The 21,927-nt window shown below is 61.1% G+C and carries 16 protein-coding genes; 5 read left to right on the top strand and 11 right to left on the bottom strand.

The genetic code is table 11. The features are described from left to right. Positions 1-90: 90 nt before the first annotated feature. Both NCR35_RS22110 and NCR35_RS30035 read left to right on the top strand, forming a co-directional pair. Positions 91-1,881: a tyrosine-protein kinase family protein gene (locus NCR35_RS22110; protein WP_250536087.1), complete on the top strand. Its 1,791-nt coding sequence runs from the start codon at positions 91-93 to the stop codon at positions 1,879-1,881. A gap of 535 nt (positions 1,882-2,416) precedes the next feature. After that, positions 2,417-3,817: a glycosyl hydrolase gene (locus NCR35_RS30035; protein WP_250536086.1), complete on the top strand. Its 1,401-nt coding sequence runs from the start codon at positions 2,417-2,419 to the stop codon at positions 3,815-3,817. A gap of 68 nt (positions 3,818-3,885) precedes the next feature. Here NCR35_RS30035 and NCR35_RS22100 read toward each other — a convergent pair whose 3' ends face one another. The 11 genes from NCR35_RS22100 to NCR35_RS22050 form a co-directional block, all read right to left on the bottom strand. Beyond that, complete coding sequence (locus tag NCR35_RS22100) at positions 3,886-5,532, bottom strand: glycoside hydrolase 5 family protein (protein WP_250536085.1); 1,647 nt, start codon at positions 5,530-5,532, stop codon at positions 3,886-3,888. A gap of 73 nt (positions 5,533-5,605) precedes the next feature. Beyond that, a complete protein-coding gene (locus NCR35_RS22095) occupies positions 5,606-7,909 on the bottom strand; it encodes a polysaccharide biosynthesis tyrosine autokinase (RefSeq protein ID WP_250536084.1) in 2,304 nt (767 codons plus the stop codon). Between the two features lie 400 nt (positions 7,910-8,309). After that, the gene (locus NCR35_RS22090) at positions 8,310-9,617 is read right to left on the bottom strand and encodes a hypothetical protein (RefSeq protein ID WP_250536083.1); all 1,308 of its coding nucleotides are present in this window, start codon (positions 9,615-9,617) and stop codon (positions 8,310-8,312) included. Positions 9,618-9,921: 304 nt separating this feature from the next. After that, positions 9,922-11,868, bottom strand: coding sequence for a putative bifunctional diguanylate cyclase/phosphodiesterase (locus NCR35_RS22085; RefSeq protein ID WP_250536082.1), 1,947 nt, complete (start codon positions 11,866-11,868; stop codon positions 9,922-9,924). Next, positions 11,865-12,305: a YfiR family protein gene (locus tag NCR35_RS22080; protein ID WP_250536081.1), complete on the bottom strand. Its 441-nt coding sequence runs from the start codon at positions 12,303-12,305 to the stop codon at positions 11,865-11,867. Before NCR35_RS22080 ends, NCR35_RS22085 begins: the two co-directional genes overlap by 4 nt. A gap of 83 nt (positions 12,306-12,388) precedes the next feature. Then, positions 12,389-14,377 carry a TonB-dependent receptor plug domain-containing protein gene (locus NCR35_RS22075; RefSeq protein ID WP_502801712.1) on the bottom strand — a complete coding sequence of 663 codons (1,989 nt, stop codon included), beginning with the start codon at positions 14,375-14,377 and terminating at the stop codon, positions 12,389-12,391. 240 nt (positions 14,378-14,617) lie between these two features. After that, a complete protein-coding gene (locus NCR35_RS22070; RefSeq protein ID WP_250536080.1) occupies positions 14,618-15,316 on the bottom strand; it encodes an SDR family NAD(P)-dependent oxidoreductase in 699 nt (232 codons plus the stop codon). 45 nt (positions 15,317-15,361) lie between these two features. Then, a complete protein-coding gene (locus NCR35_RS22065) occupies positions 15,362-15,706 on the bottom strand; it encodes a response regulator (protein WP_244851443.1) in 345 nt (114 codons plus the stop codon). A gap of 358 nt (positions 15,707-16,064) precedes the next feature. Beyond that, positions 16,065-17,177 (bottom strand): hypothetical protein, encoded by a 1,113-nt coding sequence (locus NCR35_RS22060; protein WP_250536079.1) that lies wholly within the window; start codon positions 17,175-17,177, stop codon positions 16,065-16,067. Positions 17,178-17,363: 186 nt separating this feature from the next. Beyond that, positions 17,364-18,863: a SulP family inorganic anion transporter gene (locus tag NCR35_RS22055; RefSeq protein WP_250536078.1), complete on the bottom strand. Its 1,500-nt coding sequence runs from the start codon at positions 18,861-18,863 to the stop codon at positions 17,364-17,366. Between the two features lie 174 nt (positions 18,864-19,037). Beyond that, positions 19,038-20,042 (bottom strand): S1 family peptidase, encoded by a 1,005-nt coding sequence (locus tag NCR35_RS22050; protein ID WP_250536077.1) that lies wholly within the window; start codon positions 20,040-20,042, stop codon positions 19,038-19,040. 424 nt (positions 20,043-20,466) lie between these two features. Between NCR35_RS22050 and NCR35_RS22045 the strand changes: the two genes are divergently transcribed. From NCR35_RS22045 to NCR35_RS22035, 3 genes are all read left to right on the top strand, one after another. After that, positions 20,467-20,748 carry a hypothetical protein gene (locus tag NCR35_RS22045; protein WP_250536076.1) on the top strand — a complete coding sequence of 94 codons (282 nt, stop codon included), beginning with the start codon at positions 20,467-20,469 and terminating at the stop codon, positions 20,746-20,748. Between the two features lie 40 nt (positions 20,749-20,788). Further along, positions 20,789-21,088: a hypothetical protein gene (locus tag NCR35_RS22040; RefSeq protein ID WP_370650768.1), complete on the top strand. Its 300-nt coding sequence runs from the start codon at positions 20,789-20,791 to the stop codon at positions 21,086-21,088. A gap of 99 nt (positions 21,089-21,187) precedes the next feature. Then, entirely contained in the window at positions 21,188-21,901 is a 714-nt protein-coding gene (locus tag NCR35_RS22035; RefSeq protein ID WP_250536075.1) for a TetR/AcrR family transcriptional regulator, read from the top strand. Positions 21,902-21,927: the final 26 nt, after the last annotated feature.

Below are 21,927 nucleotides of genomic sequence, written 5' to 3'. Positions count from 1 at the left end.
GTGCTTTTCGCCTGACGATCCGGCAGCACTCAATCTTGTTCGCGACCCGGCCTCTTGCGCCGACTCGGACGCTGGGATAATGAGGACCTCATGTACTCGAAGACCGTATCAATCCTCTTCTACATGTTTTTCACCTGCATTATCTTCAACCCGCGGGTCAATGGCTTCACGATTTACTTCTATCTTTTCATTCCTTTTCTCGACATCAAGTTCCTGCGCTTCCTTTCTGCCACTGTCCGTAGCTGGAGCGGTCCGCTGGCAATAGGTGCGGCAGTCAGCGCGATAGGCTCGCCGAGCGTCGCGCTGCGAGTCGTCTCCATTGCAGTGTGCATCGGCTACATGATGTACACCATAGGCGCCCGCATCTGCTATCTGCACCATTGGATGGCGATCAACGTCGCGTTCGCAGTCGTGCAATTCGCGGCCTATTACGTCGACCGAGGGCTTGCCGAAACGCTCGGCCCCGCCGCCCTCTCACGGATGATATGGGGCGAATATGCAACGCGCGCCTATTCCAACTTCTACGAGTTTCTGTTTTTTGCAAGAGCCTCAGGATTCTCGCGAGAAGCGGGCTTCTTCTCCTCTTTGCTCGTGGCTTCGCTCATCGCTCATCTTTTGATCGAGAAGGTCAACAAGAAGATCGTTGCCATGTACTGCCTCGGGCTGTTCCTGTGCTTCTCGAAGTCCTCGTTCATATTGTTCATATTTTTGGGACTCTATCCGTTACGGCACAGACTTCGGATGGTGCATCCGCTTGTCATGCTCGCCGGATTCATTTGCGTTGTTGGCCTAGTGGGCATTTATCTCGGTAGTCATACGTTTTATGGGTCGACCACATTCTCGCACCGACTCGGTGGTTATCCATTCATGTTCGATGCGTCGCTGGAGGACATATTGCGAGGTGTCACTGCCGACGACGTGCGCTCGCGGTACATGTATATGCCTTCATTCCGTCTGGTCGAATATGAGATCTCGTCTGGAGTGCCGTTCGCGGGCCTGCCTGCGAGCTTTGCAGAGATGGGGCTGTTCAGCGCGCTGCTCCTGCTTGGGTTCATTGCCTTCACCGCTAGCGACGGGTTTCTCATGCTGCTTCTCTTGCTCATCACCTCGACGGTCAGCATCACTACCGTGACATCATTCGTGGTGATCGGCTACCTCGTTCTCTATTGGCCGAGATTTGCGGCATATCGCGCGAAGCGCAGTTCCTTTCCGGCAGCCAGCTTTAAGCTCTTTCCGCTGGAACACTTCCAGCTCAGACGCCGCGAACGGCTCAGGCTGCCTTATACGCGTTGGAAGCGCAATGTAATGATCGTCACGAGTTCAAGGTCTAACCCCGGAAAAACGGTGTTGGCGGCCCAGCTCGCGTCCATGAATGCGAAGGCGGGCAACCGCGTACTGCTTGTGGACGCCGATTTTCGTCGAGGTGCGATCTCTGATTCGTTCGGGCTATCCGATTCGCTAGGACTTTCGCAGGTTCTCGACAGCAATATCAGAGTTCAACATGTCATTCATCGTGTTGAAGGTTTCAGGAACCTCGATGTGATGCCCGTTGGCAATCTGCTGCCGCACCTGAACCTGTCACTCTCCATTGGGCGCCTCTCGCGTCTGATGCGCGAGCTCACGTCCTACTACGACCTCGTTATCATCGACACGCCCGAGGTGCTGTCGGCTAATGACGCCTGCCTGATTGCGCCGCTCGGTGCTTGCACCTTGCTGGTCGAGCAACCCGACAGTCACGCTGCGGGCAATATGCAGGAGGCGGTGAGACGACTCGATCGGGTACGTGCCAATATCGCCGGAGTCGTCTTCGATGCGATGCCACGTCATGCTCCGCCAACGACGCAACAAAGATATGGCCACGTCCATCCCGTGACGCCATAGCCATACTTTCGTCGCTTTGACCGACTGCCTGCGACGCCGCTGCCAAAAATGAACGTCCGTTCGCAAGAGATAAGGCAACCGCCCGGAGCGCGCTGTCGATTCCCCAAACGCTGTCGTGCAGGCAGCCGCGACTCTGCAGGACCCTAGTCTCAATCAGCCGACGCGGCAAGATCCGTTGTCCACGCTGCGGTGCGCCACCGGCGACTCAGTCCTCCTATTAGTTTAATGAGCGCCCCAGGAGCGGCGGGTCAAAAAATCAAGGCCACGAAGTACTGCAGAGTAAAAAATACCTAATAGAAAATCTGCGGCCAATATTAAGGATCACAAACCGATCCTTTTACCGCCTCGACTCTTTGCCGCCCAACACGCCTGGTCAGTTATTCCGTATCCTTGGCGTCCTCGGGTGCAATTTTCTACTTATGATAGTAAGAAAACTTGGATTCTCTTTTTTCCGATACCGTTACATTCAGAAACATCGGAGGAGACTTATCAGACATATACTGCGCACACCTTGCTATAAAACGAAATTATTACTGTGTCGAATAAATTCTCAGCCCAAGTTAAGCATGTTTTACCTGTCGGAATCGATGGTAAAAACGACTTCATCTCGCGTCGAAGCTTTCTGTCTCTTCTCATGGCGAGTGCCGGCAGTGCGGCCCTGGCCGCGTGCGGGGGCGGGAGCGCAGGCGATGGTTCGTCGGGCAGCGTCGCAAACGTTGCAACCGGTGTCTCGAAGGCCGCATCGGCAAGCGGAACCGTCATTCCGCCGGCTTCGTCCATCACGGACAATTCAGGCAATGTCTGGACCCTCGTCAGCGGACACGTCACGCGTAACGGCTCCAGCGTGACTACCGGATCATCTGTCGCATTGGTCGTCATTCTGTATTTCAACGGCACCATCTACGCGAAGAACTCATCCGGCATCTGGTTCAAGAGCGGCAGTCCCTGGACGAACATCGGTTCGGCTGACCCGCGTGGAACGACGACCAATGCTGTCGCCAACAATTCTCTGTTCTATGGCATCAACGGCCATATGGCATGGGGGTCGGGCAGCATCTACAACACCATGTCGGCCGCCTCGCAGCTCGCTATCCTCAAAGACCTGGGCGTGACCAACTATCGTGCGGATGTATGCACGGCCGCTATGGCCCAATATCTCGCGAATGCGCTGAATGGACCGTTCAAGAATAGCGGCGTGTCCATTCTGCCCGTGCTCAATCCGCCCTCGATCGGTTGGAACGTCTCCCTGAGCGAGTCGGCCGCCTATACGCTCGGCTACAACCTTGCCACGAGCGTGACGAAGGTGCTCAAGGGTTTGGTCAAGTACATCGAATGCGGCAACGAACTGGACGTCAATGCGCGTTCCAACGGTAACGGCAATCTGACGAGCAATTGGGATCCCAAGGCGTGGGGTTCGTTCCGTGGCGTCATTCGCGGCATGGTCGATGGTGTCCGCGCAATCGACCCGACCATCAAAGTCGGCGTGGGTGTCGGTATTCCTCTCGCTTTCCGCGCACTGCAGATGCTATGGAACGGCATTACTCCGGACGGCTCTGCTAACGGTGTCTCGGGCGCCGCGACTATCCGCTGGGATTTCACGTGCTACCACTGGTATGAAAGCTCGGGCGACGTGGTCTGTGGATGGATCAACAATCAGTGCTTCGACGTGCTCCAGTCCCTGAAAGATGCGTTCGGCGTACCGATCTGGTTGACCGAATGGGGTTGGCACGGTCAGACGGACACGCCGGATCAGCAGGTTGCATATGTCAACAAGGCGCTGGCCGAGTACAAGTCGGTGAAGGACAAGTACAACCTTCAGTCCGTGATGATGTATGCCGTCATCGACGACCGCTTCGGACTTATCAAGAACGACGGGGTCACGAAGACGCCGGCTTATAACACTTTCAAGAATTTCGTTAAAGCCAATCCCGTTTGATCGGCCATGCAAGGAGCGCTTCGGTTCGGGAAGAATCGAAGCGCTCCGTGACTGCGCCGCAGTGATCGTCAGTATTTCCTGGCGGGCACAAGGTACTTCGGCAGTACGCCAAGTTTCCATTCGAAGCTGTCGTTGACCTCGATGGTCGAGGTCCCGCCTTGCCAGTCTATCTGTGTATATTTGCCGGGCGGAATGGGCACCGGCGTATTGACCGGACCGTCATCGGCGTCGCGTCTCCAACCCGCGATAACACAGTCGCCTTCGTCCCTTTCGCAGTATTGATAGACCTTGGTCGTCTCGTTATCGACGAACGAGCGCTTCCACATCCGATTTCCCACCGTCCGGAAAACCGTGGCGACGGCGACATACGCCGGCTTAGGCGACAAATCCAATCGCAAGAGACCGAAATTGGCTTCCTTGTCGCGTGGATTCACTCCGTCGTCGACAAAGTCATACCACATGACGGTTTTCATCGTGTTGAAGCGCCGTGACAGCAGGAAAGTGCGCGCCGCTGCCGCAGCCTGTTTGCGCTCCGACAAGCCGGCATCCTCAGGACTCGATGGCCATCCGATCTCCGTGACGTACACCCCGAGCGGCCCGACACCCGGTTTCGGATGAGATTGCGTCATGCGTTGCAGATGCTGCCATACGTTCGGCACGTTGACCTGAGAAAGCGGAGAGCCTTTCGCGCTATACCCGTGGTCGGGATCGTACGGAGACATGTACGGATGAATGCTGAAGCCGTCCTGATAGCCGAGCGCATCTGCCTTCGCAATCGCCGCAATGCAGTCGCCGCCCGGGCCGCCGCCCGCTCCGCCACCTCCGCAGGAAAGCACCGTGGCGTCGGGACTGTGCTTCTTGACGAGGGTATAGACGGGCTTGAGCAAAGCAAGGTAAGCGTCGTAGCCTCCCATGCTTGCGAAGTTCGGCTCGTTCCATACTTCCCACGTCTTGACATAGCCTTTGTAGAATCCGACGACCTTATCGACATAACGCAGAAAGAGCTCGCGTTCCTCCTGCGTCTGAGGGAAGCCTTGTGGTCCCTTAAACAGATTCGGATACGCCTGCTTATTCCCGAAGTCGAGCTCGATGAGCGGCTTCAGATTCATGCGAACTGCCTGGCGGACATATCCACCATAGTCGTTGTCATTGCGTGGCAATAGAAATTGTCCGGGCGTCTTTTCGATCGCGCTCCAATACACTTCATCGCGGATCCACGTGAAGCCCGCTCGCTTGACGAGCGGCAAAACAATCGACGGCACGCCCTTCTTATGCGCGAAGTGAGTCTGCACGCCTGCTTCGCTGAAGCTGCCCTGTCCGGCTGCGAGAACCGCGAGACTTACCTTCTGCGAAGCGACCTCATCACCGCTCCTCGACATGAGTTTCATGTCGAGCACATAGAGTCCTGCGCCCGGTAAAGAGACATTCACCGATATCTGCTGGCCGCCGGAAGCCTTGGTGCGCGACATCCGATAGTCCTTCAGCGGTGACTGCGAGACCTCACCGTTATCGTCGTAGCGATAAAGCGTTGCGCTGGCTTCGCCGTCGAACGCGCTCGCGGGTGCAACTTTGAACTTGATTCGTTTGTCGCCCGCGGCTTCGATGATCAGTGAACCTGGCGCGCTCATCAACTGCAACGCATCCTGAGCACGCACGGGGCCGGCGTCGATCAAGGCTGCAAACGGCGCGGCCAATACCAACGTGGCGCGGACCATCGCAATGAAACGCCGCTTTCGACGCGCAGGCTTCAGGGAATCTAATGTCCATCGCGAAAGGCGCATGCTTGCGCTACTCCGCAGTGGAGTGCGACATGTAAGCGCTGGCGTAAGCGTACGTACGTCTTTCGCTACGGCGCTTCGGAACTGCGTTGAAAATCACCCCTGCGATTCGCGCACCGGTCGAGTCCAGTCGCTTGATGGCGTCTTCGAGCTCGTCCTCGCTTTGCAGCCCCGGACGCACGACGATGACCGACGATCCCGCGTTGGCCGCGATGAAATTCGCATCGCTGACGGCGAGGACTGCGGGCGTATCGATGATGACGAGATCGAAGCGCTCACGCACATGCTCCAGAATCATCGGCAAACGCGGGGTCGAGAGCATCTTTGACGGATTGGCTGGCGAGCGCCCCGCCGTCATCAGCGACAGACCCGGTATGTCCGTCTGACCGACCGCGTGATCGACGTGCACCTTGCCTGCCAGCACTTCCGAGAGTCCGTCGATGTTTCTGCGCCCGAACATCGATGCGATGCGGCCGCGTCTCATGTCGCCGTCGATAAGCAACACGCTCTTGCCAGATTGCGCATGCAGCACGGCGAGATTCGAGGCCACGAAAGTCTTGCCGGTGCCCGGTGCGGCTCCGACAATAGCCAGCACGTTGTTTTGCGCCGGTGCGATGTCATGCATGAGCGACGCATGAACCGCGCGCAGCGCGTCCACGGCCATGTCCTTGTCACCGTGCGCCGAGAGCAGCTGAGTACCCTCCAGTCGCGCCTCGGAGGCCGATTCTTCGCTGGATACGCGCGCGGATGAATCGTCGGTCAATGAAAGAGCGCGGCTCTTGCTGGCCAGAAGCGACGGCTTCGACCTGCGATCGAGCCGCGCCTGAATCGGGCTGAAACTGACTTCTCCGAACACGGGCAAACTCAGACGGCGCTCGATTGCCTCTGGCGTTTTAACGTTGCGCGACAGTTGATCACGGAAGAAAACAAACAATAATCCGATAATCATCCCCGCAGCCGCGCCGCCAGCGATGATAAGGGGGCGCTTGGGCTTGGCCGGGTCCGTCGGATAAATGGCGGAGTCGACAAGATGCACGTTGCCAATCGTTCCTGCGCGCGTCACGGCCAATGCACTCGCCTTTTCCCGCATGGCGACGTAAATATCTTCAGCGACTTTCGCGTCGCGCGTCAGATCCATCAGCTTGCGTTCCGAAGCGGGCAGCCGCACGAAACGCTGGTCGAACGCCTGCTTCTGAGCGTTCAAGGTAGCAAGCTGTTCGTCGATAGTGCGTACTTCCCGCGTATTGGGAGCGAACCGGCTCGCCGTCTGCGTACGCTGCATTTGCAGCGCCGCGATCTGCCGCTCGATGTCGATGCTGCCCTGAAGATAGGATGACGCTTCGGTGCCCGGCGTCATCGAACTCGCAGACGTGCGGTATCGAGTCAATTCGCTTTCTGCGCGTTGCAGTTCCTGCTCCAGACGCGGCAGTTCGCCGATGATGAAATCGCGCGTCACACTCGCTTCCTGGCGGTGCTGATTGACGTGAGCCGCAATGTAGTTCTGAGCGATTGCGTTCGTAATCTGCTGCGCGAGGTTCGGGTCCTCGTTTTCGTAGACGATTTGAACGACGCCCGAGTCCTTCATCGATTCCATGACTTTCAAATTTTTCAGGAATCGAGTCATGGCCTGATAGTCGCTGTACCGCACAACCTTGAACTCGGTGCCTGCCCTGGCAACGAGGCTGTCGATCAGGATGGTCGTGCCGTCAGCGGTTGCGGTGTGGCCGACATTACCGTGAAGAATCGAATTACCGCTCGGATCGGTCAGCTCGAACGCGCCTTGTGGCAGGGCTCGCAAGCTCAGGGTCAAGTTCTCGAGACGCGCGGGCACTTCCAGCTTCGCGACCTTAACGACTTCGCCGCCCCATGCAAACGAATTCAGGCCGAGAATCGGCGCGGACGGCTCGCCTGTTGTCGCAAACAACTCGGAAATGCGGCCTAACAACGGCACTTCATGAGGCTTGACGACGACGTTCTGATTGTATTGTTTGATCACCGGCAAGAGCACTGCACGGCTCTGGATGATCTGCATTTCAGCGTCAGTCGGAAGCGTGGAAGGAACTGTTTGCGGCTGCGTCTGCGCATTGACGCCCAGGGCGTTAGGGTTGGGAAACTCAACCTTGACGAGTGCGTCCGAAGAATAGACAGGCGTGGCAATAAACGCATAGAGCGTTGCTGCACCCGTAACGAGGATAACTATGCTGGATACGAGCCACACGTTATCAACGATCAACTTCCAGAAATCGCTTGCAGAAAATGCGTCATCCACCCTCCTGGGCGGCACTGGGTCAAGACCAAGAATAGGTGTGTTCATCAGCAGATTCCTTACGGTATGTCCTGCGATAGCCTTCTCACGGTATCACTGGGCCGATTGACATCCGTCACTGTCAAACGAGCCAAGAAGCCTTCGGCTGATGCGGTGAACCGATTGTCGCCCAGCTCATTATTTGCGGGAGAGTGCTACATTCGGATTAACGGAAGTCTGTGTACGTGCGGCAAGCCACACTTCAAGAAGAGCAACAAGCAGAGATTATTTCGATCTAGATCGCACCGGTCCGCATGCGCATCCGGTGAAGTTCTTATCTTATTTTTATAGGACTATTAAGTGCTTGTGAAAGGCCTTTGAAAAGCGCCCAAGTGCTAATACGTGCGTAACATTATCACTGAAAAAAACAATGGGCGACGTCTAGCTTTTCTTCTTCTCGTATTCGTCTCTATAACGTATCGACCTCGGTGCAGTACGGCGCAATCGCAGCTTCCTCGCTACGAACCAATGTTGCCCGCGGCATTGGTCTAAGGGTTGCGATCGCGTCAGCCGCCGCAGCGGTTACACCCGTCCATCGTCGCTGTGCCTTCCGTGCAGCGTCTCTAGACCGCAGAGGCGCGTCCGGCGCGCGTCCATAAAAGCTCACGAATGGGCCTAAGTTGGCTCGGGCCTGCGCATACATTCTTCCTTTCTCCGTCAGCGTTTGCAGCTTCTTATCATTGACGGAACTCGCACTTCTCCGCAATCGATCGAGAGCGACATTGGCCGCGATCAGTGACTGGGCAAGCACAGGTAAGCCGCGCCCGAGGCCGACGTCCAGCAATCGAATCACCTTCGGAAGATCAGTTGTGCCTTCCGCAATGGCTCGCGTCGCCAGGAGAATGGCCGCGTCAGAGGAACCGCGCGCCATTTCGAAAAGACATTCCGCGTCCGCCTGGGAGAAGAGATCCAACGCACTGAGTCTTAACGCGGCGTAGCCCAACGCACATCCGGTTAGCGTGTCCTGTCCGATCGCGGCCCAGTCGAAGTTGTTCGAGAGTTCCCTTGCCACATCGGCCGAATATGTGCTCTGGCTTAAAGAAAGAAGAGTCAGTAGGACATTCGTCGAGGGAGACGAACATCGATTCACGGCGATTCGCAGTGGCTCCTCACAGGCGGTACATTCGCTGTTTGCCTTGAGCAGTACTTTGTTCCGTCCTTGGGGAAGTGCTATGAACATTGAACGAAGCTCTGGACCACCGATTTCCAGGACCGCTGGTTCGGTTATCGTCAGTTCAAACTGCGCCGCGTACGCATTTCGCTTCTCATGCTCGATCTTCAGGCTGCCCGGGCGCCATCTACTCAATCGCCGCGTCCAGAGCCGTCCCCAAATGTCGCGTGCACGGGTGTCAATGAAGCGCGCCCTCGCACGTTCTGACAAATCGACCTCGCCCGTCGCCCACTGTAGCCAGCACGGAAGATCATCGGGCGGGAGCCGTATCGTGTGTGTGGCGAACTGACCAATGAGAGGGATTCGACATGAAAAGCTGCTGCCGTCTCGTCTGATCAGTTCGAGCGAAAGGTACGTCAAGGCAGACGAACCCGGGATCGCACCGCGAGACTCTTTAGTTAGCGTAATGCGTTTGGTCCGCTTCGAGGTGAGAAGCCCTTGATCTACGATTGATCCGCTCTCATCGCTCAATCGAAAGGGAATGGCGCAATCCCCGTCGGTGTCTTCGGTTAATCTCGCAAGGCTCAGAATGACTACATGGACCATAGCCAAAACCTCCGCGCGCCAACTTCATTTCATAAGATGAGCAAGTGGAATAGCGACGTTTCACTTCTGACTTTCGGGGACGAAAGCTGACGCAGGACGGACGGTATCAACGAGAGGTGACAGCAAACGAGCAGTGACGCATTAGCATAACGCCAGCGCTTGTCCTGAATGTAAGCTATCCAAAAAAATTTGTCGGTTCACCCGTGACTGTCGACAGGTTACGAGTTCAGGGTCAGTCCCAATGTCGTTCGCAGTCTGAAGCAAAACATCGTATTGTTTCGGCGCCAATGCGGGTTTCCAACAATCAGCCAACGACAATTCCGGCGCTCCGTGCATCGGGCACGCATACAAGCGAATCGCCCCGAGCACGCCCCTCGCCCTCCTTCGCCACGAGCTCCCGAAACTGCTGCAACGGCATGGGCCGCCCCGTCAGGAAACCCTGCACCACATCGCAACCCGCATCGACGAGCCACTCAAGTTGCTTCGGGTCCTCCACTCCTTCGGCCACCGCGTCCAGCCCGAAGCTATGCGCCATCGAAAGAATCGCGGTCACGATCGGCTGACCGTCTTCGGGTAGCCGCTCGATGAACGACCGGTCGATCTTGAGTGCGTTCACCGGAAACGCATGCAGATAAGAAAGCGACGAATAGCCCGTGCCGAAGTCGTCGATCGACAGCAGCACGCCCGCTGCGCGAAGACGATTCATTACGGCAATGCCCGTCTCGCGGTTCGCAATCAGATGGCTCTCCGTCAACTCCAGTTCGAGCAGTGCCGGCGTCAGGCCGCTCGCGGCAAGCGCCGCCATCACGTCGCCGACGAAGGCCGGATGCCGCAACTGACGCGCCGACACGTTCACCGCCACGCGCACGGCAACAGCAGGCCACGCGGCATTCCACGTCGCGGCTGCTACGCACGCGCGCTGCAGCACCGAGCGCCCGAGCAGCACGATCAGGTCGCTGTTCTCCGCAATCGGTATGAATTCGCCCGGCGACACCGCGCCCTCTTTCTTGTGCGTCCACCGAGCCAGCGCCTCGGCGCCGACGAGCGTGCCGCTGCGGCAATCGAACTGCGGCTGAAACACGAGTTCGAGCGCATCGCTGTCGACGGCCTTGCGCAACTCCGCTTCGAGATACGCGCGCCGCTGCGCGGCGTGCATCATCTCCGGCGAGAAGCCGACCACCGTATTCTTACCAAGCGCCTTTGCTTCGTACAACGCAATATCCGCGCTGGTGATAAGACTGCCGCTGTCGTCGCCCGCATCGGGAAAGCTCGCATACCCCACGCTCGCCGTCACGTTGATCTCGCGGCCGAAGAAGGTCGCCGGGCGGCACAACGCCGTGCCGATCTCGCGCGCCAGTTCCGCGACCGCCGTGCGCTTCCAGGAGGTCGCGAGGGTCACCGCGAACTCGTCGCCGCCCATGCGGCTCACGATAGCGCGGCCTCCTACCGTGTCGCACAGCACGCGCGCGACGTGTTGCAGCAGTTCATCGCCCGCGCCGTGACCGAGCGTGTCGTTCACTGTCTTGAAGTCGTCGAGGTCGATCAACACGATGCCGAAATAACGGCTCGGGTCCTTCGCGCTTGCAAGGCGCTCTTCCAGCATTTCATAAAACGTGCGACGGTTCGGCAGATTCGTGAGCGGATCGGTGCGGGCGAGACGCTCGAGTTCGCGCTCAGCTTCGCTCACGCGCCGCCGCATCCGGTTCATCACGAGCGACGAGATCCACATCGCGCCGAGACAGGCAACGCCGAGAAAGCACGCGTATTGCGCGAGGTGCCGGTGCACGAGGTCGCTCGTCGCGACGAGCACCACATGTCCCAGCACGTGGCCGTTGTGTTCGATGGGCGCGCGCACGAAAGCGTCGCCGAGCGAAAGCGCGGGACGATGCTCCGTCGACTGCAGCGTGCCTTCCTCCTGTTCGTCTCGGGTGACGCCCGGGCGCGCATAGCGTGTGTAGAGCCGCCCGTCGCTCTTGTAGACACTGAGAGATTCGACATAAGGCACGCGGCCGAGCGAGCGCAAGACGTCCTGCATCGACGCTTCGTCGTCGAACATGAGCGACGCGCTCACGTTCTCCGCAATCACCGACGCCTGCAAGGACGCATCGTCGTAAAGCGCGCTGCGAAAGGCCACGGCCTGATACAGCAGCAGCACGACGCTCGCGACCACGAGCGCGATCCCCACGCTCACCAGATTCGCGCGGACGGTGAGGCGGCTCGTGTTGCCACTGCGCATTTTGATGGCGGTCACTTGAGCCTCCTTGCAAGCCGCAGCAGTTTGGAACTGAGCACGAGCTTGCGGCGCAGCGCCTCGGTATTGTTGATGTCGAACCGCAGGTGATCGTCCTGCGCGATCAGCACGACGACCGGCTCGCCCGGCGGAGTCGCGCCCACGCCCGCGACGACGAGCAGCGCATCGTCGGATGCGAGCGCATCGCGGATCGCCGCGTTCGTGTTGTCGCCGTCGTCGAGGACGAGCACGTCGCAATCGGCCAGGCGCTTTTCCGCGAGCGCGATGAAACGCCACACGCGCGCGCCGACCGTGCGCCCCTCGAGCGCGGCGAGCGCCTCGCGCATCGAACTGCGCGCGCTCGCGCAGACGCGCAGCTCGCCGTTGTGCATGCGGTCCGCGGGCCATTGCGTGAACTGCGTGAAGTTGAAGATGTACGCGCTTTCGAGCTTACGCATGTCCGCCTGCGCGTGCGCGTGCCATGCCGCGACCGATCCGGCCGTGCAGAGAGACAACGCTATGCAGCGACGCATCCACATCATCAGAACCCGTAGACCATTTTGGCGAGCAACGTGCGGCTCTGCTGCGCAATCACGCTCTGCACGAAGCCCGGACCGGCGGGATCGGCATAGCGGCGATCGAACACGTTATAGACGGACAAGGACAGGTCCGCGCGAGGCACGAGCTTGCGGCTATGAACGGACACGTTCGCCACGCAGTAGCCGCCGGCCGAACCGGCTTGTGCGAGCCGCGACGAGATGCACTGCGCTTCCGCGCCCACGCGCGCCCACTTCGCGAACAACGGTGCGCTCACGTTGAGCTTGCCCATGTGGCGCGGCGAATTCTGCAATGCGCCACCGCTGATGGAATCGCGCGAGAACTGATACGAGTAGCTCGCGCGGGCGCGCACGCCCGAGGCGAACTGCTGCTGCCACGCGAGTTCCGCCCCGCGTGCCTGCGCGCGATCGACGTTGCGAAAGACGTAGAGGCCCGTGTCGGGATCGACCGACTCCGTGATCAGATCGCGCAGCCTATAGCGAAAGAGCGTGACAGTCGCGCGCCCCAGAGTGCCGAGCGCGCGTTCGTAGACGATCTCCTGCGTGTCGATATGTTCGGACTTCAGCAACGGATTCGCAAGCTGGCCGCCATCGCCGGGAAACGCGTAGTACATCTCGTACGCGTTGGGCGCGCGATAGGCGCCGCCATAGATCAGCTTGAGCGTGTCGCTCGCGGTCGGCTGCCAGATCAGCGCAATGCGCGGGCTGAAGTTGCCGCCCACGTGCGTCTCGGTGTCGAAGCGCCCGCCGATATCGAGCGTGAGCGGTTCGGCGAGTTTGATTTCATCGTCGATATAGAAGCCCGCGCGCTGGCTCATGCGATGATCGTCGAGCAGTTTGGCGTACGGCGCGACGTTGTAATTCCATTGATCGCGCGCCGCGTTCATCGTGTAGTCGACGCCCACCATGATGCGATTGCGCGGCACGGTGCGCACGGTCGCGTGGACGTCGCCGCCATACCAGGCCGCATGATCGCCGTCGACGTTGGCGGTTCCGGGCGCTGGCGGCTGTAACGCGCGGGTCGAGTAGTCGTAGCGGCCCGCATAGAGTTCGTAGTCGATCGCGATGTCGTCGCGCACGGTCTGCGTGTACGTGGCATCGGCGAAGGAATGCGTGTCGCTCACGCTGAACGGCGCGTTGAACACGGCGTCATACGGCGCGCCCGGCACGTCTTTCGTCCGGTTGCCGTAGCCCGCGCTGATGCGAAAGCCGCCCATGCCGAACTTGGCGAACACCGTCTGGTTGCGCTCGCCGTCGAGGCTCTGCGCGACGCCGTGGTTCTGGTCCGGCGTATCGAACTCCGGATAGTAGAGGTCTTGCCCGTGGCGTTCGTAGGCCGTGGCGGACAGCACGAGATCGGCGCCGTTCGCGCCGTGCCAGCCGTATGTGCCGCGCGCTTCCTTCTCGCCGAAGCTGCCGACCGCGCCCGCGACTTGCGCGCCGCCGATTGCGCTGCCCTTCTTCGTGATGACGTTGACGACGCCGAACAACGCATTCGAGCCGTATACGGCCGATCCCGGACCGGGTATGTACTCGATGCGCTCGACAAGATCCATGTCCACCGGAAAATCCAGCCCGACCGGTGCCTGGCCATAGACGGCATCGTTCATGCGCATGCCGTCGATCAGCAGCAGAAAGCGGCTGTTGTAGTCGCCCGGACGCTGGAAGCCGCGCGCACCGAGATACGAATACATGCGGTCCGAACTGACATAGAGCCCCGGCAGCGTTGCAAGCGCGTCGGCGAGCGTGCGCCAGCCGTAATCGCGGATGTCGGTCGCGGTCAGGACCATCACGGCGGCAGGCGCGCTCGACGCGGACTGCTCGATGCGCGTGGCGCCGCTCACGGTCAGGTTCATCAGCGATTCGAGCGGCAGCGACGCGAGATCATCGCTCGCGCCGCCGTTGGCCTGTGCGGAAGCGCCCGCCAACGATGCCGCGGACGCGGCATCGACGGGCGAGGTCCATGCGCTCAATGCCGCGGCCAGGACGGTTCCGGCAAGCAAAGGCACCGACGCTGCGGCGAGGCAAGGGCGTCGCGATGGGGCACAGGGGATCAACATCTCTCGCGGCTTTCTTATGAACGTTTCCGTTCGTTTTTATCGGCAAGGATGCGGGGGCGCTTTAGCGGGATCTGCTGGTGCCGCCTGGCGCGCCGTGTCGAATCGGCAATTCTTCCCTGAACCTGCGCGTATGGCTGCGCAGGGCCGTTCGCTTCAGAACCGCTCGACCCACGGCCTCAGTTCGATCTCCCATGTCCAGGCACTGCGATGCTGCCGATGAACGTGAAGATATTCCCGCGCGATTGCATCGGGGTCGAGCAGCGCGTCGTGCGCATCCGCGCGGTCGCGCTGCAATCCGCCGCTCGCAATGCCGCCGTCTATGACGAAGTGCGCGACGTGAATATTGCTCGGAGCCAGTTCCCGCGCGAGGCATTGCGCCATGCCGCGCAGCGCGAACTTGCCCATTGCGAACGGCGTCGAGCCCGGCAGGCCCTTCACGCTCGCGGTGGCGCCGGTCAGAAGGATGGAGCCGCTTGCTCGCGCCAGCATGCCCACGGCCGCCGCCTGGGCGACCAGCAGCCCGCCTATGGCTGTGACGTCGAGCGCCTCGCGCAGCCGGCCGGCGTCGATCTGTCCGACGGGCGAACGATAGCGGCCGCTCGCGTTGTACACGACGAGGTCCGGAACACCCAGCTTGCCGCTCACCTGTGCGAAAAGATTCTCGACGTCGGCCGCCCGGCTCGCGTCGCACGCGACGGCGAACGCGCCGGTTTCATCGACGAGTGGCGCGAGCTTGGTCGTGTCCCGTGCGGCAAGCGCGACCTGCATGCCCTCGTTCGAAAAGAGCCGCGCCAGCGATGCGCTCAGGCCCTGCCCGGCGCCGACGATCAGCGCCGTTTCCGTTCGATTCATGGCGTCTTCTCCGTTTCGACACATCGAGCCGCGACGAACGTTCGACTAGAACCGCCGGAAGATCGGTTCGAGCAGGCGAAAGTCCAGCGGCTTCTTGAGGAATACGTCCCACGCTTGCGGGCCATCGGCAGGGCGCATTTTTCCCGACGTAAGAACGACAGGAATGCGCGCCAGTCCCGGGACGGATCGAAGTCGTTCGCACAGCGTCACGCCGTCGAAAAGGGGCATTTCCCAGTCGGTCACGACCAGGTCCGGCAGCGTGCGAATAGCGGTGGCGAGCGCGTCGACGCCGTTTCGCGCCAGAAGCACGTGAAAGCCGCGCGACTCGAAGACCGCTTCGAGCGCGTGAAGGGAGAGTGTGTCGTCATCGACCAGAAGAACGCAAGTCATGAGGCCGCCGGCGTGAAAGTCATCTCGGCTCACGCAACCCTTGTGCCGCGACTCGGGCGGCTCGTTGCGGCTTTCTGGAAGCAGCGCGTCGCGCCACGCTTTCCCTAGCGGCTTGCGCAGGATGATGGCGTTGCCGATTCAATCGGGTGCGAGCGTGTTTCGGTTGCCGGTAGGGAGCGTGATCGGGGTGGCGTTGCAAGCTCCATGCAAAGCACGCGGTATCGAAGCTGTAATCATCGTGAGCGTGATGCGCCGCTGACAACCATCCCGATGCGCGCAGGCGGCGGACATCATCAGTCCGACCGCCACCCACGTCGCCACCTCTCGGGATTCAGTCCGGCGCCGCGACGTTTCGCAATCAGACGTTGGGCGTGCCGCTTTGCGGATCGGCCGGCGTGGCCGGGTCGGCCGTGGTAGCCGCAGGCGCGTAGTTCACGATGTTGGGCAGTCGCGGGCTGCTCGAATTCGTGCTGTCGAGAATGCGCGATTGAATCGTCGTGTTGTCCGTCACGCCCCAGAAGTTGTTCGAGAAATCGAGCGTATGGATCGTCGACGCGTTATACGTGCCGTGCGCCGCGATGACCTGGCGATTGAGATTCGGCGAATCCTTCTTGAAGAGGAAGGAATTATTCTTCGCGATGCCGGTGGGCGCGCCCGTCGCCGGGAAATCGTCGATCAGCACGAGTCCGTCCACCATGTTCACGAACACGTTGTTCTGCATGACGACCGAAGGATCGAATGCGAACGCGGCCGAGTCGACGAACGTGTTGTACTTCAGCGTGGCGTTCTTGAAGCTCGGATAACCGTTCGTTCCCGCCTGATAGGTCGTGACGCCCGCGCGAACGATCCGCGTGACGTTCATCCGGTACGCCTGGCTGTAGGTCATCGAGAACGGCGCTGCGGGGCTGATCTGCACGAACGCGTCTTGCAGCAGCGTGTGCTGAATGCTGACCGTGCCGCCGCCCACGGTGCCGTCCACGTTGCTGACGGTCACGCCGAGCAATTGCGACTGGTTGCTGCCGCCGACGTTCAGTTGCCCCGCCACGTTGATGATGCCTGTGTTCGGCACCGTGCCGATGCAGTCGGCCTTGCAAGGCACGGGCTTCAGGCCCTCGACGACGACGCCATCCGGAATCGTGAGCGTCGCGCCCTTGGCGACCTGCACCGTTCCCGCGATGTAGTACGGCGAGCCGCTCGCGGGCCACGTCGTATTGGCGGAGATGATGGTGCCATCGGCGATGACGGTTTGCGGCTGCGCGTACACGTAGGCCGTGACGACCTTGCCCGACGCATCGGAACACACTTTGGTCGCGTCCGTGGTGAAAGGACCGCCCGAGCAGACCGTAGCCGTGGAACCGGACGCAGGCGCGGCCGACGCCGCCGTCGTTCCACCGTTCGATGCACCCCCGCCGCCACCGCCGCCGCACGCAGCCAACACGACACTCAACGCAACCGCTGCACGTGATTTCATTTGCTTCCCCGTATCTGCTTTCGCTTGTTCCGCCTCTCAAGTCGGGCGGTCAGGGAGAACAGTACACGCTGGGCAAACGCGCAATTGTGCGGTGTTTAACGTATCGAATGAATTCGTCTTACCTTTGACTTCGGCGTGTCATTCGGCGGCGGATCGCACGCCTTTCATGCGGCATTCAACCGGTATTCAACCGGCATTCAGGTTTCCGCTCAACCGCGCGTGAAACGCCCGGCTGCGCTCGTCCAGCCCCACGAACTGCACGGCCACATCGCGCTGCCGATACTTGTTCTCGATGGAATCCAGCACCGCGACGGTCGATGCATCCCACACCTGCGATTTCGCGAAGTCGATGACGACCGAGCGTGGATCGGCCTCGTACTCGAACTGGTCCACGAGATCGTTGCTGCTGCCGAAGAAGAGCGGTCCGTGCACTTCGTAACGCACGCTTTCGCCGTCGTCCGATACGGTGCGCGTCGTGCAAATGACGTGAGCGACGCGGCGCGCGAACAGGACCGTCGCCAACAGCACGCCGCCGACCACGCCGATCGCGAGATTGCCCGTGTACACGGTCAGCCCAATGGAAGTGAGCATGACGGATGTTTCCATGAGCGGCATGCGGCGCAACGTGGCCGGGCGCAGACTGTGCCAGTCCACCGTCTTGACCGCGACGACCATCATCACGCCGGCGAGCGCGACCATCGGGATGCGCGCCATCACCGAACTCAGGCCGGTGATGAGCAAAAGCAGCGTGGCCGCCGCCGCGAGCGTGGACACGCGCGTGCGCGCCCCGCCGATCTCCACGTTCACGACCGTCTGCCCGATCATCGCGCAGCCGGCAATGCCGCCGAACGCGCCCGCGCCGAGATTCGCGAGCCCGAGCGCCCACGATTCGCGCGACTTGTGCGAACGCGTGGCGGTCACTTCGTCGACGAGCTTCGCGGTCAGCAGCGTCTCCAGCAAGCCGACGAACGCAATGGATACCGCCGTCTGCCATACGATCTTCAACGTGCTCAGATCGAACGGCACGGACCAGAGCGTGAGGCCGGGCAAGTCCGACGACATGGGACGGTCGCCGCCGACCGTCGGTACCGACCAGTGCAATGCAATGGCGAGCACGGTGGCCACGATGATCGCGATGAGCGGCGCCGGCACCGCCCGCGTCACACGCGGCCCGATCACGACGATAGCGAGCGTGATCGCGAACAGCACGTACACGGCAAGCGGTTTGTCGACGAGGTGCGGAATCTGCGCGCAGAATATGAGGACGCCGAGCGCGTTGACGAAACCGAGCATGACCGAGCGCGGAATGAAGCGCACGATGCGCGCGAAGCCCAGCGCGCCGAACGCGATCTGTATCAAGCCCGCGAGCAGCACGGCGGGCAGAATGTAGCCCGCGCCGTGCGCGTGGACCATCGGCGCGACGACGAGCGCCACCGAACCCGCCGCGGCCGTCACCATGGCGGGCCGTCCGCCGAGCAGCGACGTGACGATCAGCAGCACGACCGAGGCGAACAGCGCCGAACGCGGCTCGACGCCCGAAATGAAGGCGAACGAAATGACTTCGGGGATCAGCGCGAGGCTCGTCACGACGCCCGCGAGAATCTCCCGCACCCATTCGGCGCGTGAAGACGGAAATGATAGGCGCGAGACGACGCGCGTTTGAGTCCCGCTCGCGGGTTGAGTCATGACGGTATGGATTCGGACGAAGACGTGCGGCGCGAGTGCGCCGGTTGGTGACAACAGAGGCTCGGCCCGCTAGCAACGCGATGGCTGCGGTTCGCGCATGCGATGCGTCGGGTCGCGACGAAGAGCGCGTATTTTAACAGGATGGTGAAAACCGCGTCCGGACGGGGCGCTCGCTCAACGCGTCAGCGTCATGAGGATGTCCGAGTACCACGCGCTGTTCAGGCCGAGCGTTTCATCCACCTGCACATCGCGCGAGCCCATGTCGATCGTCGATGAGTGAATCCCCAGCAGCAGCCACGGCAGGCGCGGTTCATCAGTACTCCCTACCTTCGACGGGTCGCGCGTGACGACCGGCGCGCCGCTCGTGCCGCGATGCGTGCGCGCATCGGTGATGAAGCATCCCTTGCCCTGAAAGCGCAGCCCGAACGCCGACGCGATGACGCCCTGCCTCACGACCGGCAGATGATGCAGCGAATCGTGAAAGCCCAGCGGAAAACCGACGATCAGCACCGAAGCGCCGACCGGCAGCTCGCCATCGGGCTTCGGCAGATGCTCGGGACCGAACGCATCGAAGCGCGCGGTTTCAGGCAGGCGATCCCGCTCCAGTTCGAGCACCGCGACGTCGATCGCGCCGCCGTCGTCCGCGCCTTCGCGCCAGAGCGCGACGCCATCCGCATACAGCGGCAACGAGAACCACGTCGAAGCGCCGAGGTTGTCGGCGTCGATGTGCAATTCGATTTCGAGCCGATCGGGGAAGTGCTCGCTCGGCGCATCGCTCACCACATGACGGCTCGTCACGAGAAAGAGCCGTTCATCGCGAGCAAAGAAAAACCCGCTCGCATTCGTCAGATGCGCTTCGCCCGCGAAGGTCCTGACGCGCGCAGCGGTGAGCAGCAGCGCATCGACAGCGGGCTTGCGCGGCACCGGGCGTTCATCCGAGTCATGCGTGCTCGGTAGCAGGGCATCGCGTCGCAATTGGCCGAGCAGGACGACCAGCGCATCGCGTTGCGGCGTTGCTTCGTCGGACGATAAAAACGCCTCGACCGGCATCTCCGATGCCTGCCCGCCCGAAGCCGCGTTAGGGACATGCTGAACGACGCGCGATTCGTCGGCGCCGATACGCAAGCGCCATGTATCGCCGTTGGGGCTCGAATAGACGTCGAGGATCTGCGCTTGCATGAGTGAGTGTCCTGTTGAAGCGCCATTGCGCATTGCGCTGATGACGACTGTGCGGCGAGCGACGCGAGCGCCCGATGTGAGTCTTTGATTCGAAGCCGCGATGAATGCTAATGCGGACCATGAGGCGCCAGGGAATCACGCGCCTCTTGCAGGAAGGATGTGTCGAGTGCGGTCCATTATAGGCACATCATGCGGCAACGTCGTGGCCTCTTTGAACGCTTAGAGTCGCTCGGGACGCCAGCCGGAAATTTCGCTGTACAAAGTCTCCGAAGCGCGTACGATGGACTGGCTGAGCGACTCGTGACCGACGGCGAATGACCCCCGCATGGATTGCGGCCGCGCAACGCGGCCAATGCGTCATCACTACCGATACCTTCCACGCCCACTACTTATTTGCCGCCACCGCGCGGCGCGAGAGCCTCTCATGACAGTCGACTTCCGTCTCTACCGTGGTCTGGAAATTTATCCGCTCGTGTTTTCGCATCGGCCGGCGGTCCCGGGCCGCGCGCACAATTACGACGACGGTTTCGACGCCGCCGTGCGCATTCAGGAGCCGGGCGTCGCAGACGGCATGACGCGAAGCCGCGTGTTCAGGCTCGACGCGCGAGAGCCGTTCCGCAATGCGGGCGACGCGCGGCGCGCATCGACGGCGTATGCCGAGACAATGACCGACACGTGCGCGAAGGATCGGACGCTCTTCGATTGACGCGCACAACGGCTGACACGCCGCATCGAAGGAAGGCATCATGCAACCGACATCATCCCGCTATCGCATCGACCCGACGCCCCGCAGGGCGGACGGCGAATACATCGCTCACGCGCGCATCAGTGCGACCAACGCGGACGGCAGCGAGACCGACGTCCTCATGAGCGGCGATCTCGCAGGCTTCGACTTGCGCGACGACGCGGTGGCCTTCGCCCGGCAATGGGCGCAGGAATGGCTCGCCGCGCGGTTCGGCTCGTTCGCGGACGAAGCGCCCGTTGCAGGCGCGCATCGCGCGATGACGGATGAACGCCCATCGCGCGGTGAGTCGTCTTTGCCGTGACCGGACAGCCGCGCGCACTCGCCATGCGAAGCGGTCTTTGACATTTCGCCGTGAACGCATCACCATAAGTTTCCAATGTAAATATGCGATGCAGCCGTCATGGTCGACAAGAGCGAAAGCGGTCTCGCCGAGCCGACGCGCGCGAGAAAGCGCGCGACGAAGCCAACGGAAAAAGAACAGCACAAGCCCTATCACCACGGATCGCTGCCGCAAGCGTTGTTGCAGGCCGCCGAAGTCGTTCTGAAGCGCGAAGGCATCAGCGGGTTGAGCCTCAGAGCTATCGCGCGCGAGGCGGGCGTGTCGCATACCGCGCCTCAGCATCATTTCGGCGACACAGCGGGCGTGCTGAGCGAACTCGCGGCCGATGGCTTCATGCGTCTGTCGGCGTGCATCGCGGATAGCGCGCGCGAAGTGCACGACGCGTCGGAGAGGCCGAGGGCCATCGCGCGTGGCTATATCGACTTCGCGAAGAAGAATCCGGATCTCATGCGGCTGATGTCGCGCGGCGAGATGCTCGATGCCGAAAGGCCATCGCTCATCGAGGCGCGACGAACCGCTGGTCTCGCGTTGGCCGGCGTGTTCGGCGACGCGCCGCTCGGCCCGCCATCGGGCGAGCATACTTTCGGGCCGATGGAGGCCTCGCGCGCCGTCGCGCTCACCGCAGCGTGGGCGTATGTGCACGGCCTCGCCTTGCTGCTGATCGATGGCCGTCTGGACGGACTCGCCGCATCCGCCGAAGGCATTCGCCATGCAGACGATCTGGTCATGGCGGCAATCGATCAGGTGCAGTTGAGCATCGGCAAGGCCTCATGACGGGCGATGCTGGCGGCGCGGGCGAC

Source organism: Caballeronia sp. AZ10_KS36 (assembly GCF_023631105.1).
Taxonomy (GTDB): domain Bacteria; phylum Pseudomonadota; class Gammaproteobacteria; order Burkholderiales; family Burkholderiaceae; genus Caballeronia.
The sequence above is the reverse complement of the archived record's forward strand: the minus strand, read 5'-3'. Positions and strand labels throughout refer to the sequence as shown.